The sequence below is a fragment of the Paraclostridium sp. AKS73 genome (assembly GCF_025671395.1).
GTDB classification, from domain to species: domain Bacteria; phylum Bacillota; class Clostridia; order Peptostreptococcales; family Peptostreptococcaceae; genus Paraclostridium; species Paraclostridium benzoelyticum.
The window spans coordinates 18342-35442 of the sequence record NZ_JAIXHU010000034.1; the positions used below are offsets into that span (position 1 = coordinate 18342).

Here is a 17101-nt window from a genome sequence, read left to right on the forward strand (position 1 = left end):
AGTGAAATTTAATCAATTTGATAGAAAAGATAAATAGTACATAATTACATTTATATGATAATATATAGATATAAACAAACTAGGAGGGACCACAATGGATATGATACATAAATTTTCGATGCACGGATATAATATAGTTTTAGATGTAAATGGTGGAGCTGTTCATGTTGTTGATGAAGTTGCATACAATCTATTAGACCACTATAAAGAGAAATCTCTAGGAGATATAATAAAATTATTAAGTGATACTTATACGGAAGATCAAATAAAAGAAGCTTACAACGAAATAAAAACATTAGAAGAAGAAGGTTTGTTGTACACAGAAGATACATACAATCATCACCCTAATTTTATAGATAGAAAAAAAGTAGTAAAAGCTTTATGCTTACATGTGGCTCATGATTGTAACTTAAAATGTAAGTACTGTTTTGCTGCGCAAGGAGACTTTGGTGGAGCTAAAGAATTAATGAGTTATGAAGTAGGTAAAAAAGCAATAGATTACTTAATAGCTAATTCTGGAAATAGAAGAAACTTAGAAATAGATTTCTTTGGTGGAGAGCCTCTAATGAATTTCGAAGTTGTAAAACAACTTGTTGAATACGGAAGAAGCATAGAAAAAGAAAATAATAAAAATATAAGATTTACAATAACTACAAATGGAATATTATTAGATGATGAAAAAATAGATTACATAAACAAACATATGCATAATGTAGTTTTAAGTTTAGATGGAAGAAAAGATGTTAATGATAGAATGAGACCTACCTTAAATGATAAAGGTAGCTATGATATAATAATGCCTAAGTTTAAAAAATTAGTTGAAAGCAGACCTAAAGATAAATATTACTACATAAGAGGAACTTTCACTAGAGACAATTTAGATTTCTCTGAAGATGTACTTCATTTTGCTGATGAGGGATTTGAATTAACATCTGTAGAGCCTGTTGTAGATGATGAAAGTAATCCGTTTGCACTTAGAGAAGAAGATTTAGAAACAGTATTTAACGAATATGAAAAACTAGCAGTTAAATATTCTGATAGATTATTAAATGGAGACAAGTTTAAGTTCTTCCACTTTATGATAGATTTAAATCAAGGACCTTGTGTAATAAAGAGAATAACTGGATGTGGAGCAGGGAATGAATATTTAGCTATAACTCCTGAGGGAGATATGTATCCATGCCATCAATTTGTTGGAAAAGAAGAATTTAAATTAGCTAATATAAATGATGAAGAAATAGTAATACCTAGAGAATTAACAGATAAATTCAAAAATGCTCATGTGTACAGTAAAGAAGATTGTAAAAAGTGTTGGAATAAATTCTACTGTTCAGGAGGATGTCATGCAAATGCTATGAACTTTAATGGTGATGTGATGAAACCTTATGAACTAGGATGTGAAATGCAAAAGAAACGTACAGAGTGTTCTATAATGATACAAGCAAGATTAATGATAGAAGGGAAATAGTTTAAATGATTAAGGGGTATAAAGGAAATAATCCTGTAATCGATAGTAGTGTTTTTATAGCTGAATCAGCAGATATAATAGGAAATGTTACTATAGGAAAAAATTCTAATGTATGGTATAACGTAGTTATAAGAGGTGACGAAAATAATATAGTTATAGGTGAAAATACTAATATACAGGATGGAACTGTTATACATATAGAGTATAACAAAGAGACTATAATAGGAAATAACGTAACTGTTGGTCACAAAGCTCTTATACACGGATGTACAATAGGAGATAATACTTTAATAGGAATGGGATCTATAATACTAGGTGGTGTTGAAATTGGAGAATACACTTTAGTAGCTGCTGGAAGTCTGATTCCACCTAACAAGAAAATACCATCTGGAGTGCTTGTAAAAGGAGCTCCAGCAAAAGTTGTAAGAGAACTTACAGAAGAAGAAAAACAAAATCTTGTTAATTCTGCATTAAAATATGTAGAAACTGCAAATAATTATAAGTAGAGATGAAAAAAGGGGCAATATAATAATATTGTCCTTTCTTCTCTTATAAAACAAAACTACTTAAACTGAGACTAGGGTGTGAAAAATGAAGGTAAGTTATAGACATTTAAAAAGATATAAAGAAATAGTCCATATACTTTTAAAATATGGATTTAGTATTATTGTTGAGAAACTTAATATAGAAGGAGTAGCTTATAAAATTCCTATAACAAATCCACCAGCAGAAATAAAAAATATGACTACAGGTGAACGATTGAGAAAGACATTTGAAGAATTAGGTCCTACATATGTAAAATTAGGACAGATATTAAGCACTAGAAAAGATTTATTAGATCAAAGTATTATAAGTGAATTGATAAAACTAAGAGATAATGTGGAAGTGTTTGATACTGAAATAGCTATGAGTATATTAAAAGAAGAGCTTAGTATACCCATAGATAAAATTTTCGAAGAGTTTAATGAGACACCTATAGCAGCCGCATCGCTAGGGCAAGTTTATGAAGCAAAATTAATTAGTGGAGAAAATGTAATAGTAAAAATTCAAAGACCTAATGTTGAACAATTGATAAAATCGGACATAGAGATTTTAAAGTCTATTGCATCTGCTCTAACGGACATAAAGAAAGATTTAAATATAGATGCACAAGGTATAGTTGAAGACTTTGAGACTCAAATTTTAAGAGAGTTAGACTATAACTTTGAAGCTATAAATGCTGTTAAATTCCAAAATATGTTTTCAAATACAAATGAAGTTTATATACCTAAAGTGTTTATGGATTATACAACTCAAAAAGTCTTGGTATTAGAAAAAATAGTTGGAGTTAAGCTTAGTGACGTAAATAAAATGAAGAAGTTAGGCTGGGATACGGAAAAAATAAGTGAAATAGGAATTAGATCTTTATTCAAACAAATTTTTGAATATGGATTTTTCCATGCAGATCCACATCCAGGAAATATATTTGTTATAAATGAAAATTGTATAGCGTATATAGATTTTGGTATGATTGGAATTATTGATAAGAAGATGTTAAATACATTAAATTCAATAACACTTGCAGCTGTAGATAGAAATATAGATAGAATAATATACTTACTGATGGAATTGGATGTAATATCTTATGAGACTAACTTAACTGGATTAAGGCAAGATTTACTGTATTTAATGCATTATTATTATGATGTACCAATAGATAAATTAAATCTGGGAGATATATTAAATGAAGTATTTAGATTTTGTAGAACATACAAGGCTGCACTTCCACCTCAATTGGTATTGTTAGGAAAAGCTCTTATTACTTTAGAGGGAACGGCTAGAGAATTAAATCCTAATTTCTCAATAACTGTTGCAGGCAAATCATTTATGAAGTATTACTATTTAAATAGATTAAATCCTGAAAATTTAATAAAAGAATCAAAACAAAGTGCTCAAGAAGCCATTGCAGATATAAGGATAATTCCTAGACAAGTAAAATCTATTTTAAGAAATATAGAAAAAATAATATTAAAATTCATATTGAAGATGTCAAATTCTCTAAATTAGAAAAAATAATAACAGATTTGGCAACTCAATTGTCTCTAAGTTTAGTTTTAGCGGCACTATTAGTTGGGTCATCTTTAATAATAGCTTCACCAAATGTAAATAGCAGTTGGTGGGTTAAAGTGCTTGCTTTTTCAGGGTTTGTAGTTTCTTTTTTAGTAGGAATACTTTTAGTTGTTAAGATAATAAGATCACAATATATAAAAAAATAGGGGGAGATATACATGTTTAACAAAAAATGGACACTTAAGTACAAAGGCAGCATAAAAGAATATGATTTAGGTAAAAAAATGAAGATTTCCCCGGAAATAGGGCAAATTTTAAAAAATAGAGGTATTAAAAATGAAGAAGATGCTGAAATTTTTATAAATCCGTCATTAGATTACTTAAGAGACCCATTTTTAATGAAAGATATGAAAAAAGCTGTAGATAGAATAAAATATGCTATGGAAAATAATCAAAATATATGGATATATGGAGATTACGACGTTGATGGAGTATCATCTACATCTATATTATGTATATATTTCGACTCTATAGGATACCCAGTTAAATACTATATACCAAATAGATTAGAAGAAGGATACGGTATAAATGAAGATGCAATAAGGATACTGAAGGAACAAGAGTGTGATTTAATAATAAGTGTAGATTGCGGAATAACGTCTGTAAAAGAAGTTGAATTGGCGAATGAATTGGGTATAGATATTATAATAACAGACCATCATGAAGTACAAGATAAAATACCAGATGCGTATGCAGTCATAAATCCTAAACAAAAAGATTGTAACTATCCATTTGATATGTTATGTGGTTGTGGAGTAGCATTCAAAATTATACAAGCATTAACTCCTGAAGATGAGTTTAAAACCTCTATGTACAAGTACCTAGAGATAGTAACTTTAGCAACTATATGTGATATAGTACCTTTGGTGGATGAGAACAGAATAATTGTAAAAAATGGCTTAAAGCTTATGAAAGATGGAGAAAATATAGGTCTAAGAGAACTTATAAATGTTTGTGGCATTGAAACAGATAAAATAGGTTCATCACATATAGGATTTTCTATAGGACCTAGAATTAATGCTTCTGGTAGATTAGGATATTCATATTTAGGTGTTGAATTATTTACAACTAAATCAAAAGAAGAAGCTATGGAAATAGCTAGTCTATTAGAAGAAAAGAATAATGAAAGACAAATGATAGAAGCTAAAATGTATCAAGAAGCAGAAGATATAATTTTAAATGACAAAAACTATAATTCAGATAAAGTATTAGTAATAGCTAAAGAAGGATGGCAACATGGAGTTATAGGTATAGTTGCATCTAAATTGACAGAAAAGTATTATAAGCCAACAATACTTTTAACTATTGAAGATGGAGAAGCTACTGGGTCTGCTAGATCTATAAAAGGATTTAGTATATTCGATACTTTAGTTAATTGCTCAGAGTTACTAAATAAATTTGGTGGACATGAACAAGCAGCAGGTCTATCAATGGATTCTAAAAATATAGAAACTTTAAGAAGAAAAGTTAATGAAATTGCAAATTATCAACTTACAGAAGATGATATGGTAGAAAATATATCTGTAGAGTTTGAATTAAATGAAGGTTCTATAGATTTTAATTTAATAGAAGAACTTCATAGTTTAGAGCCTTTTGGAATGAGTAATCCGAGTCCTAGATTTATAATGAGAGACTTAGAAATAAGAGGTATCTTTAGACTAGGAAAAGACAAGAACCACTTAAAGTTAAACTTAGAAAAGATAGCGTATATGAATGTATAGGATTTAATATGGCATATATGTCAGAGAAGTTTGACATAGGAGATAAGGTTGACGTATTATTCCAATTGGATGAAAATAACTATATGGGAAATAGGAAAATACAATTTTTACTAAAAGATATAAGGATGGCATATCCAAAAGATATTGGCAAAAACATAGAAAGTATAAACTTATTTAGAAATATTAAACCTTGCTTGGATTCAAATAATAAAATTTTAAATTATGGAAAAGTTAATATAGATGGATGCAAAGATATAAATGTATTTGACTATATAAATGAAAAAAGTTTAGTAATTGCAAATTCAGTAAATGGATTTTTTAAAGCATTATCAGATATATCACTTACTGAATATGAATTTGACATAAATTACAATATTATAGAGAATATAAACAACAAAGTTCAACTTATATTCTTTCCCTATATTGATAAAATAGATTTAAAAGATATAATAATATTATTCTTTATGATTATTTATATGATATTGAGGAATATTCATTCCTATATGGAGATAGTGACAATGGATGTGAAATTATAAAATATTATGATAAGAATGATTTAATATATATAAATAATATTGTTAGAAGTATAATTCCAGAAAGAGAAGAATTTATAACTTTATATAGAATAATGTCTAAATATAAAGTTATAAAAATTAATATACTAGATATTAAATCTAAGTTAAACATATCACCAATAAAATTATTTGCTATGTTAAATGTGTTTAAAGAGTTAGATTTAATTAATTTTCATGTGGAAGATGAAAATAGTACTTTAACAATGGAAATTATGCCAAAACCAAGTACTAAGATTGATTTAGATTCAAGTAAAGTACTACAAGGACTTAATCAACTTAAGGATAAATACAAGCAAAGCTATTAGGAGGATTTAAATGAACTTAAAAGATTCAATAAGAGAGATTAAAGATTTCCCAAAACCAGGTATAGGATTTAAAGACATAACAACTTTATTAAGCAACGGAGAAGCATTTAAGTTTGCGGTAGATGAAATAATAGCAGATCTAAAAGATAAGAATGTTGATATAATAGTTGGACCAGAAGCGAGAGGTTTCTTAATGGGAACTCCAGTGGCTTATGGAATGGGTATAGGATTTGTACCAGTAAGAAAGCCAGGTAAGTTACCAGGAGAAACTGAAAAATTTGAATATGGATTAGAATACGGGACAGACACTTTAGAAATCCATAAAGATTCAATAAAACCAGGTCAAAGAGTTGCAATAGTAGATGACTTATTAGCTACAGGTGGAACTATGGAAGCTGCAGCTAAACTTATAGAAAAATTAGGTGGAGAAGTTGTTTCTATGCAATTTTTAATAGAATTAGAAGAGTTGAATGGTAGAGATAAAGTATCTCAATATCATGTAAACTCACTTGTAAAATATTAATAGTGTTCAATAGTTGGTAAAAAGCCAACTATTTTCATATATATCAAAATTTATACTATAAAATAGGTGGTACTATGCAAGATAAGCAATTACAAGAACTAATAGAAAAAATAAGAAGATATGCCCCTAATGGCGATTTAGACTTAATTGAAAAAGCCTATTACTATGGTAAAAAAGCCCATGAAGGACAATTAAGAAAATCTGGGGAGCCATATTTTATACATCCAATAGCTGTTGCTAATATACTTTGTGATATGGAATTAGATATGCAAACTATAGCAGCGGGATTATTACACGATGTAGTTGAAGATACCGAATTTACATATGAAGATATTAAAAAAGATTTTGGGGAAGAAATCGCAGACCTTGTTGATGGAGTAACTAAACTTGGACAGATAAAGTATAAGTCTAAGGAAGAGACACAAGCTGAAAACTTAAGAAAAATGTTTTTAGCTATGTCAAAAGATATAAGAGTAATACTTATAAAATTAGCCGACAGGCTACATAATATGAGGACTCTAAAGTTCATGCCGCCTGAAAAAGCTAAAGCTAAAGCGACAGAAACGCTAGAAATATACGGTGGAATTGCAAGTAGATTAGGAATATACAAAGTAAAATGGGAACTAGAAGATATCGCACTTAGATATATAGATTGTGATGGATATTATGACTTGGTGGAAAAAGTAGCTAAAAAAAGAAGCCAAAGAGAAGCTTATATAGAAGGAATAGTACATATTCTTAAAGAAAAATTTGATGAAGTTAATATAAATTGTGATATATATGGAAGACCTAAGCATTTCTACAGTATATATAGAAAGATGAAAAACAAGCATAAGGATTTTGAAGAAATATATGATTTAATGGCAGTTAGAATAATCGTAAATTCAGTAAAAGATTGTTATGCAGTTTTAGGTATGGTGCATACTCTATGGAAGCCAATACCAGGAAGATTTAAAGACTATATAGCTATGCCAAAGCCTAATATGTACCAATCCTTACATACCATAGTTGTAGGACCAGATGGAGAGCCTTTAGAAATTCAAATAAGAACTAATGAAATGCATAACATAGCAGAATACGGAATTGCTGCACACTGGAAGTATAAAGAAGGAAAAACTAGTGGTAAGGAAAGTAAACTAGAAGAAAAACTACAATGGTTAAGACAGATGATGGAGTGGGAAAAGGACTTAAAGGACCCACAAGAATTTATGGATGCATTAAAAGATGACGTGTTTAATAGCCAGGTATATGTATTTACGCCAAAAGGGGATGTAATAGAGTTACCTGCTGGGTCAACACCGATTGACTTTGCATACAGAGTTCACACTAATGTAGGGAACAAATGCGTAGGAGCTAAGATAAATGGAAGAATAGTTACATTGGACTATAAGTTGCAAAATGGTAATATTGTTGAGATTTTAACTTCAGCAAATTCAAGTGGACCAAGTAGAGATTGGATAAATATAGTACAAACTCCTAACGCTAAGTCTAAAATAAGACAATGGTTTAAAAAAGAAAGACGAGAAGAAAATATAGAAAGAGGTAGCTTGATTTTAGAGAAAGAATTTAAAAAATATAGCATACCTACAAAAGATCCAATAATTGAAAAGTATATGCTTCAAATGGCAAGAAAGTTTAACCAACCGACTGTAGATGATCTAGTTGCAACTATAGGATATGGAGGGATAATGCCATCTCAGATAGTTCCTAAAATAAAAGAACTTTATGAAAAAGATTACGTAAAGAAATCTTCTGATATAAAGCTCATAGATGATATAAATAAACATAGTATAGGAGAACAAGAGTATACTAAAAAAGAAAAATCATCACCTCAAGGAGTTATGGTAAAAGGAGTAGATAATATACTTGTTAGATTTGCTAAGTGCTGTAATCCAATACCTGGAGATGAGATTATAGGATATATAACAAAGGGAAGAGGAGTTGCAGTACATAGAAAGGATTGTCCTAACTCTAACTTAGATAATGACTATTTTAAAAACAGATTAGTAGAAGTTTCTTGGGAAAACTCCAATAATGCGAAGTTTGAAGCGGAAATTCAAATACAAGCAGAAGACAGACGTGGAATTATAAATGACATAACGCATATTGTGTCTATAGAAAAAGTATCATTAAATGGGATTAATGCAAGAAAAGGAAAACTAAATATTGTAAGTGTAAACTTACTTGTAGAAGTTGATAGTATAGAAACATTAACTCTTTTAATGAAAAAGGTAAGAGCAATACCGGGAGTGGAAGATATTTATAGAGTTATAAATTAAGGAGGCATTATGAGAGCTGTAGTTCAGAGGGTAGCATCATCGAGTGTCACTGTAGATGAGCAAGAAATTTCAAATATAGAAAAAGGATTATTAGTACTTTTAGGAGTGACACATGAAGACACTAGTAAGGATGTTGATTATTTAATAGAAAAAATAGTTAACTTAAGAATATTTGAAGATGAAGATGAAAAAATGAATTTATCTCTTAAAGATATAAATGGAGAATTGATTGTTGTCTCACAATTTACATTATATGGAGACTGCAGAAAAGGCAGAAGGCCTAACTTTACAGGAGCGGCTAAGCCAGATTTAGCTAATAATTTATATGAGGAATTCATAGAAAAAGCTAAAAAACAAAATATAAATGTTGGTACTGGAAAATTTGGAGCACATATGATGGTTGAACTAATAATGATGGACCAGTTACAATACTTATAGATTCTGAAAAAAATTTTTAAGGGGGATTTAATTATGATAATAGAGAAATTCACAGATCATTTATTTGGAGAAAACACATACTTAATAGCAGATAAAAACACTAGAGAGGGTGCGGTTATAGATCCAGGCGGAGAAATAGATGATTTAATGAGATTTATAAAAGATAACTTTATAGATGTTAAATATATAATACTTACGCATGGACATGGAGACCACATCGGTTGTGTTCCTAAGTTAAAAGAAACTACAAATGCATGTATAATAGCTGACAGTGAAGAGAAAGAGTTACTTTTAGATAAAAAGAAAAACTTGAGTTATAGAATGCATTGTGGAGCAACTGAGTTTGATGCAGATAAATATGTAAATGATGGAGACAGTATAAAATTAGGAGAATTAAAGCTTAAGTTTATACACACTCCAGGACACACAAAAGGTTGTATGTGCATAAAAGTTGGGAATCACATGTTTACAGGAGATACATTATTTGCTGGAAGTATGGGAAGAACTGATTTATACAGTGGAGATGACAACCAAATGAAAAAATCATTAAATAGATTAAAAAAATATGAAGATGATATAATCGTATATCCAGGGCATGGTCCAAATACTACAATGGGAATAGAAAAAGCAACTAATCCATATTTAGTATAAGGAGTTTGTTCAGAATAACAATAAAGGAGTAGTTTAAATGTTAGGTATTGAGTTAAAAGGACATGACTACAAATATGAAATTGCAGAATTATTCAAGTTATTTACTACTCAATTTAAATTTATAAAAGAAGATGAAAACTTTGAAAAAACTTTGATAAATGAGTTTGTTAAAGATAAAAATTGCATAAAGAGTATAACTAAATACTATGAAAAAGACGATTTAAAGCTTTGTAAAGAAGAAGTTTTTGATATAACTTCTTTAAATGAAGAAGAGATAAAAAGAAATCTAAAACTATTATAAAAAGAAGTATATTTAAGGTTTTAAGTGAATTGTACGACACTTATGTACCATGGGGGATTTTGACAGGAATAAGACCTGTTAAAATAGTCCATAGTTTATTAGATGAAGGACTGAGTGAATTTGAGATAAGACAAAACCTTAAAGATAACTATTTAATAAAAGATGAAAAAATAGATTTAGCTTTAGATATAGCAAAAAGAGAGCGTGTATTTATATATCCTATTGATAAAAACAAAATATCTTTATATGTAAGTATTCCTTTTTGCCCTACGAGATGTGTATATTGCTCATTTCCTTCTAATCCTATGAAACAATTTGGACATTTAAGAGAGAATTACGTAAAAGCTATTGTAAAGGAAATAAAAGGGTTAGCGAAACTATTAAAAGAGACTAATAAAGAAATTGAAACTTTATATATAGGTGGAGGAACACCGACAACATTAGAGGCTGAGCAACTAGATGATTTAATTAAATCTCTATTTATAGAACTTGATTTAACAAAAATAAAAGAGTTTACAGTTGAAGCTGGAAGACCAGATACTATAACTAGAGAAAAATTAGAAGTTATGAAAAAACATAATGTTACTAGAATAAGCATAAATCCTCAAACTATGAATAATGGAACCTTAGTCAAAATAGGTAGAGATCATAACGTAGATGATATAGTAAGATGTTTTAATATGGCTAGAGAGCTTGGATTTAATAATATAAACATGGATATTATACTAGGTTTAGTAGATGAAAATGTGGAAATGGTTAGAAATACTTTAGAAAGAATAAAAGAACTTTCTCCAGAGAGTTTAACTGTACATACATTAGCAATAAAAAGAGCATCTACACTAAAAGAAAATCTAGATAAGTATGAACTTACAAGATATGAAGAGATGATAAGCATGATAAATTTATCTATGGAGTATGCAAAATCTATGGGGCTTAATCCTTACTATATGTACAGACAAAAACATATGCTTGGAAACCTTGAAAACATAGGATATGCTAAAGAAGGATTTGAATGTATATATAATATTCAAATTATGGAAGAAAAGCAAAGTAATCTTGCTGTAGGGGCAGGTGCTATCAGCAAATATGTATATGTAGATGAAGATAGAATTGAAAGAACTGACAATGTTAAAAATGTAGAAATTTACATAGATAGAGTTGATGAAATGATAGAAAGAAAGGAAAAGGAGGTATATAAAAATGTTAACTAAAGCTCCAAGAGGAACTAAAGATATAACTCCAAAAGATGCATATAAATGGAATTATGTTGAAAATAAATTTAGAGAAGTATGCGCATTGTTTGGATATGAGGAAATAAGAACCCCTATATTTGAACATACAGAGTTATTCCAAAGAGGTGTCGGAGAAACAACAGATGTCGTTCAAAAGGAAATGTATACTTTTGAAGACAAAGGAAATAGAAGTATAACGCTAAAACCAGAAGGTACAGCTGGTGCAGTAAGAGCATTCATTGAAAATAAAATGTATGCAGATACTCAACCAACCAAATTATTCTACCAAACTCCATGCTTTAGATACGAAAGACCTCAAGCTGGAAGACAAAGACAATTCCATCAATTTGGAATAGAAACATTAGGTAGTGACAAACCATCTATAGATGCTGAAGTTATAGCTTTAGCTGTTCAATTTTTCAATGAGGTAGGATTAAATAATTTAGAAACTTGTATAAACTCAGTAGGTTGCCCTACTTGTAGAGAAAAATATAATAATATTTTAAAGGATTATCTAGATGCAAAAGTGATGTTTTATGTGAGACTTGCAATGAGAGAAAAGAAAAAATCCAATGAGAGTTATAGACTGTAAGAACCCAGTTTGCAAAGAAAATTTAGCAGATATTCCATATATGATAGATCACTTATGTGATGATTGCAAAGATCATTTTGCAAAAGTTCAAGAGTATTTAACTGAAATGGGTATAAATTTCAAAGTTGATAAAACTATAGTTAGAGGACTTGATTACTACAAAAAGACTGCTTTTGAAATAATATCAAATGATATAGGAGCACAAAGCACAGTTTGTGGTGGTGGTAGATATGATGGACTAGTAGAACAACTAGGAGGGCCTAAAGGCGTTAGCGGAATTGGATTTGCTCTTGGGGTTGAAAGATTACTATTAACTCTTGAAAATAATAATATAGAAATTGAAAATCCTAAAGCTACAGATATATTCATAGCTACAATAGGTGAAAATGCTCAGACTAAGAGTTTTAAAATATTAAAAGATTTAAGAGAAAATCATATAAGTGCAGATAAAGATCATTTAGATAGAAGTTTAAAAGCTCAATTTAAATATTCAGATAAATTAAATGCAAAATATACTATAGTAATAGGTGATGATGAATTAGCAAATGATGAAGTAAAATTAAAAGATATGTCAACATCAGAACAAACTAGTATAAAATTAAGTGAAATCGTTAAAGAATTAAAAAATAGATTATAGATAATTCTTAATAATTAATAACATATTGGAGGAAAGACATGGAGACTCTAAACGGATTAAAGAGAACTCACTATTGTGGAGACTTAAGAGAATCTAATATAGATGAAGAAGTTGTACTTATGGGATGGGTACAAAAGAAAAGAAACTTAGGTGGATTAGTATTTGTAGACTTAAGAGATAGAAGTGGAATTTGCCAAATAATATTTGACACAGATGTAAATGCAGAAGCTTTTGCAAAAGCTGAAAAATTAGGATCTGAGTATGTAATAGCAATAAAGGGTAAGGTTGCAGAAAGATCTTCTAAAATCCTAATTTACCAACAGGTGATATAGAAGTATTTGCTACAGAATTAAAATTACTAAATAAATCAGAGACACCACCTATATATATAAAAGATGACGATAATGTATCTGAAGAGTTAAGACTTAAATATAGATATTTAGATTTAAGAAAACCATCTATGCAAAAGAACTTAATATTAAGAAGTAGAGTTGCTAGTATAGTTAGAAATTACTTAACAGAAAATAATTTCTTTGAAATAGAAACACCATTTTTAATAAAACCAACTCCAGAAGGAGCTAGAGACTATTTAGTACCAAGTAGAGTAAATGAAGGTAAATTCTATGCACTACCACAATCACCTCAATTATTTAAACAATTATTGATGGTAAGTGGAATGGATAGATACTTCCAAATAGTTAAGTGTTTTAGAGATGAGGACTTAAGAGCTGATAGACAGCCAGAGTTTACTCAAATAGACTGTGAAATGTCTTTTGTTGAACAAGAAGATGTTATGGCTATAATGGAAAAATGGTACAAAGAATATTCAAAGAAGTATTGAATGTAGAGGTTAGCTTACCTCTTAAGGCGATGACTTATGCTGAAGCTATGGAAAGATATGGATCAGATAAGCCTGATACTAGATTTGGATATGAATTAACTAATATATCTGATGTAGTTGCAAATTGTGGATTTGGTGTTTTTGCTAATGCTACTAAAGATGGAATGAGTGTTAGAGGTATAAACGTAAAAGGTAAAGCAGAAGATTTCTCTAAGAAACAAATTGGAAAATTAGAAGATCATGCTAAAACTTATAAAGCAAAAGGTCTTGCTTGGATGAAAGTTGGAGAAAATAATGAAGTAACATCTCCTATAGCTAAGTTCTTCACAGAAGAAGAAATAAATGCTATATTAAATAAAATGGATGCTCAATCTGGAGACTTATTATTATTTGTTGCAGATAAGGATAGTGTAGTATTTGATGCTTTAGGTCAAGTAAGATTAGAAGTAGCTAGAAGATTAGACTTATTAGATAACAATACTTATGAAATGTTATGGGTTACTGAATTCCCAGTATTTGAAGAAGATGAAGAAACTGGAAGAATGATAGCTAAGCATCACCCGTTCACTTCTCCATTAGATGAAGATTTAGAAAGATTAGAAGGCAATGATAAAGCTTCTTTAAGAGCTAAAGCTTATGATATGGTTATAAATGGTTATGAAGTAGGAGGAGGAAGTGTTAGAATATTTAATGCTGATGTGCAACAAAAAATGTTCAAAGCATTAGGTTTCACTGAAGAAGAAGCTCAAGAAAAATTCGGATTCCTATTAGATGCATTCAAATATGGTACTCCACCTCATGCTGGTATGGCATTTGGTCTTGATAGACTTATAATGATATTAGCTGGAACTACTAATATAAAAGATGTAATAGCATTCCCTAAAAATCAAAGTGCTGTTTGTCCTATGACTAATGCTCCTGCAATTGCAGAAGAAGTTCAATTAGAAGAATTAAATATAAAAGTTGATATAAAAGATAAAGAATAGCACGTTTAAAATAAATACTGTTGAAGAAAATTCAGCAGTATTTATTTTTTGAAGAAAATAATATATAATATATTATATGAATGAAAAAGAGGTAATAATATGGAGAAAAAATTAGCTAAAAACAATGATAAGGAAGCCATCATAAAGCGATTAAATAGAATTGAAGGACAAGTAAGGGTATTCAAAAGATGGTAGAGGATGAAAGATATTGTGTAGATATTCTAGTCCAAATATCCGCAATAAGATCAGCTATAAATAGAGTTGGAAATATAATACTTGAAAATCATATAAAAGGATGTGTATCAAACTCGATAAAAGAGGGTGAAACACAAGAATCAGAAGAATTAATTTCTGAACTGATGGAAACTATAAACAAATTTACAAAATAGGGGGAGTACTATGAATCAACATGGGTATGTAGTAGAAATAGTAGATAGTATAACTGCTAAAATAAAAATGCAACAGCATTCAGCTTGTGCATCTTGTGGTAAGTGTGCATCATCTACTGATAAAAAAGATATAGTTGTTGAAGTTGATAATACTATAGGAGCTAAAGTAGGTGACTATGTAGAATTAAACATGGATTCTATAAATGTAATAAAAGCTGCATCTATAGTATATATAATTCCTTTAGTAGCGCTTTTAGGTGGTACAGTGGTTTCATATAGTATATTGAATTTAATTAATACATCTGTTAATAAAGAAGTATTAAGTGCTGTAATAGCTCTAGTGTTAACCGGGTTAGTTTACTTATTTATAAAAAAGAAAGATTCAAAGCTTAGAGAAAGTAGACAGTATATACCAGTAATAACTAAGGTTATAGATAAAATAAATATATAAAAAAGAGGAAGTTATACGACTTCCTCTTTTATTATCTATTTTAAATCTTTTTTATCATCTTCTTGTACATTTTTATCTTTATCTATTGCCAAATCTATATCTAAATCACTATCTTCTGTCATTATATTATTTTCATAGTTGGAATCTTTTTTTGTTATAACGTGGTTAAATCCAAATGTAGCTTTATTTAATTTTATTGTATTTATAGTTTTAACAAATGAAGTAACTAGTAATATACCAAGAGATATAGCGCCTCCGACCAAAAGTGCAGTTGCACCTGTAGATGCAGCTAGTTCATAGTTTTCTTGAACTAAATAAAGCATTGTGTTATACATTCCAAGTCCAGGGACTAAAGGAATTATACCAGGTATTACAAAGACGATAGCTGGCTGTTTTAATTTTCTAGCACAAACTTCACTAGCAATACCTATTATAGTTGCTGGAACAAAGTTTGATAAAGCTGGATTGTTTGTAGCTTTAAATAGATATACATATAAAACCCATCCTATAGCTCCTATTAAACCAGATACATAAAGAGATCTCTTAGGAGCACTTAAAAATATAGCAAATCCTATTGTACATAAAAAACTAAATATAAAATGTAAATATAAAGGCATGCTACTCATTATAATATACCTCCTAATCTAAGCCATACTTCAAGAACAAATCCTACTCCGACAGCTATAGCGGTTGCGGTTAATGCAGCATCAAAAGCTCTAGCTACCCCTGAAATTAAATCTCCAGAAATAAGGTCTCTTAAGCCTTTAATTAATGAAACTCCAGGAAGTAGAGGCATTATAGATCCTACAATAAGTGTATTAGGTTGACTCAAAAGTCCTAAGCTTGATAAACTAACACCTACAACTGCTATGAAAATTGAAGCTGCAAGTGTAGAAAATGAAGGTATAGAACTAATACTAAATATTTTATCAAATATTATAACAGCGAAAATCGATGTTATGTATGTAAATAAAAAATCTACTACTGTACAACCTAATAAAACTGAGAAGCATGCAGATCCAAGCCCAGTTCCTATATATACTACCCATTGGTTATAAGACTTAGCTTTTTCAATTCCTTTAAGCTGAATTAGTGCATCTTCAATTGATAAATCTTTATTAGAGACAAATTCCCTTGAAAATGCATTCAAAAGGTCGATTTTATTTATGTTTATACCTCTATTTTTTATAGTCTTCATAAACGTTATACCATCGAATCTTTCGTCTGAGATAATTATTACAGTAGGGGATGTAAATACGTTTACATGTTTAAAACCTCTAGAATTACAAATTCTAAGTATGGTGTCCTCTACTCTATAAGTTTCAGCACCATTTCGAAGCATCAGCTCCCCGGTGAAAAGTGCTAGTCTGAAGATATTCTTTTTTCCGTGTTGATCAATGTTATTTTCTCTATCCAAAATTACACCTCCTAAATAAATATAACAATAAAGATTATATCAAATTATTGCACTATATTACACATATTTATTCACTATAAAAACACATTAAATATAATTTGAAAATTATATTTAAATTACACAATTTTATAAATAATATAACTATTAAATATATATATATTCAGATTCATATAGACGTTTTATTTT

Annotated in this window: 12 protein-coding genes and 5 pseudogenes; 15 read left to right on the forward strand and 2 right to left on the reverse strand. The window is 29.3% G+C overall.

The genetic code is table 11. The features are described 5' to 3' along the window. The first annotated feature begins 94 nt into the window (after positions 1 to 94). The 15 genes and pseudogenes from scfB (at position 95) to LEQ07_RS15475 (ending at position 15498) form a co-directional block, all read left to right on the forward strand. Positions 95 to 1468 (forward strand): thioether cross-link-forming SCIFF peptide maturase, encoded by a 1374-nt coding sequence (scfB, locus tag LEQ07_RS15400; RefSeq protein WP_084821973.1) that lies wholly within the window; start codon positions 95 to 97, stop codon positions 1466 to 1468. 5 nt (positions 1469 to 1473) lie between these two features. Next, entirely contained in the window at positions 1474 to 1974 is a 501-nt protein-coding gene (locus LEQ07_RS15405; protein WP_046822526.1) for a gamma carbonic anhydrase family protein, read from the forward strand. 85 nt (positions 1975 to 2059) lie between these two features. Next, a complete protein-coding gene (locus tag LEQ07_RS15410; protein WP_263331319.1) occupies positions 2060 to 3514 on the forward strand; it encodes an ABC1 kinase family protein in 1455 nt (484 codons plus the stop codon). 17 nt (positions 3515 to 3531) lie between these two features. Continuing rightward, positions 3532 to 3723, forward strand: coding sequence for a hypothetical protein (locus LEQ07_RS15415; protein ID WP_263331320.1), 192 nt, complete (start codon positions 3532 to 3534; stop codon positions 3721 to 3723). Between the two features lie 78 nt (positions 3724 to 3801). Then, positions 3802 to 5834, forward strand: a pseudogene (gene recJ / locus LEQ07_RS15420) (single-stranded-DNA-specific exonuclease RecJ). Then, complete coding sequence (locus LEQ07_RS20235; RefSeq protein ID WP_317852097.1) at positions 5780 to 6178, forward strand: single-stranded-DNA-specific exonuclease C-terminal domain-containing protein; 399 nt, start codon at positions 5780 to 5782, stop codon at positions 6176 to 6178. The pseudogene recJ and the gene LEQ07_RS20235 overlap by 55 nt, the downstream one beginning before the upstream one ends. 10 nt (positions 6179 to 6188) lie before the next feature. After that, positions 6189 to 6701 carry an adenine phosphoribosyltransferase gene (locus LEQ07_RS15430; RefSeq protein ID WP_021428377.1) on the forward strand — a complete coding sequence of 171 codons (513 nt, stop codon included), beginning with the start codon at positions 6189 to 6191 and terminating at the stop codon, positions 6699 to 6701. Between the two features lie 74 nt (positions 6702 to 6775). Further along, complete coding sequence (locus LEQ07_RS15435) at positions 6776 to 8980, forward strand: RelA/SpoT family protein (RefSeq protein ID WP_263331324.1); 2205 nt, start codon at positions 6776 to 6778, stop codon at positions 8978 to 8980. A gap of 9 nt (positions 8981 to 8989) precedes the next feature. After that, positions 8990 to 9438, forward strand: a pseudogene (gene dtd, locus LEQ07_RS15440) (D-aminoacyl-tRNA deacylase). 13 nt (positions 9439 to 9451) lie between these two features. Next, entirely contained in the window at positions 9452 to 10069 is a 618-nt protein-coding gene (locus LEQ07_RS15445) for an MBL fold metallo-hydrolase (protein ID WP_263331325.1), read from the forward strand. Positions 10070 to 10106: 37 nt separating this feature from the next. Continuing rightward, positions 10107 to 11581, forward strand: a pseudogene (gene hemZ, locus LEQ07_RS15455) (coproporphyrinogen dehydrogenase HemZ). After that, positions 11571 to 12831, forward strand: a pseudogene (gene hisS, locus LEQ07_RS22665) (histidine--tRNA ligase). The pseudogenes hemZ and hisS overlap by 11 nt, the downstream one beginning before the upstream one ends. A gap of 38 nt (positions 12832 to 12869) precedes the next feature. Further along, positions 12870 to 14658, forward strand: a pseudogene (gene aspS / locus LEQ07_RS15465) (aspartate--tRNA ligase). Positions 14659 to 14846: 188 nt separating this feature from the next. Continuing rightward, a complete protein-coding gene (locus tag LEQ07_RS15470) occupies positions 14847 to 15047 on the forward strand; it encodes a metal-sensitive transcriptional regulator (RefSeq protein WP_332842564.1) in 201 nt (66 codons plus the stop codon). Between the two features lie 10 nt (positions 15048 to 15057). Further along, on the forward strand, positions 15058 to 15498 hold the full coding sequence (locus tag LEQ07_RS15475) for a SoxR reducing system RseC family protein (protein ID WP_046822787.1): 441 nt from the start codon (positions 15058 to 15060) through the stop codon (positions 15496 to 15498). A 35-nt stretch (positions 15499 to 15533) separates the two neighbouring features. On the opposite strand, the gene LEQ07_RS15480 is transcribed toward LEQ07_RS15475, so the two are convergent. Together LEQ07_RS15480 and LEQ07_RS15485 are read right to left on the reverse strand one after the other, a co-directional pair. Continuing rightward, positions 15534 to 16124 carry a threonine/serine exporter family protein gene (locus LEQ07_RS15480; protein ID WP_064503606.1) on the reverse strand — a complete coding sequence of 197 codons (591 nt, stop codon included), beginning with the start codon at positions 16122 to 16124 and terminating at the stop codon, positions 15534 to 15536. Then, positions 16124 to 16915, reverse strand: a complete 792-nt coding sequence (locus tag LEQ07_RS15485) for a threonine/serine exporter family protein (RefSeq protein WP_046822788.1) — start codon at positions 16913 to 16915, stop codon at positions 16124 to 16126. Before LEQ07_RS15485 ends, LEQ07_RS15480 begins: the two co-directional genes overlap by 1 nt. Positions 16916 to 17101: the final 186 nt, after the last annotated feature.

What these genes read in the sequence shown, in the direction of transcription:
- LEQ07_RS15480 (WP_064503606.1), bottom strand. Translation starts at nt 16,124, where the DNA reads ATGAGTAGCATGCCTTTATATTTACATTTTATATTTAGTTTTTTATGT.
- LEQ07_RS15430 (WP_021428377.1), top strand. Translation starts at nt 6,189, where the DNA reads ATGAACTTAAAAGATTCAATAAGAGAGATTAAAGATTTCCCAAAACCA.
- LEQ07_RS15410 (WP_263331319.1), top strand. Translation starts at nt 2,060, where the DNA reads ATGAAGGTAAGTTATAGACATTTAAAAAGATATAAAGAAATAGTCCAT.
- LEQ07_RS15435 (WP_263331324.1), top strand. Translation starts at nt 6,776, where the DNA reads ATGCAAGATAAGCAATTACAAGAACTAATAGAAAAAATAAGAAGATAT.
- LEQ07_RS15445 (WP_263331325.1), top strand. Translation starts at nt 9,452, where the DNA reads ATGATAATAGAGAAATTCACAGATCATTTATTTGGAGAAAACACATAC.
- LEQ07_RS15475 (WP_046822787.1), top strand. Translation starts at nt 15,058, where the DNA reads ATGAATCAACATGGGTATGTAGTAGAAATAGTAGATAGTATAACTGCT.
- LEQ07_RS15470 (WP_332842564.1), top strand. Translation starts at nt 14,847, where the DNA reads ATGGTAGAGGATGAAAGATATTGTGTAGATATTCTAGTCCAAATATCC.
- scfB (WP_084821973.1), top strand. Translation starts at nt 95, where the DNA reads ATGGATATGATACATAAATTTTCGATGCACGGATATAATATAGTTTTA.
- LEQ07_RS15405 (WP_046822526.1), top strand. Translation starts at nt 1,474, where the DNA reads ATGATTAAGGGGTATAAAGGAAATAATCCTGTAATCGATAGTAGTGTT.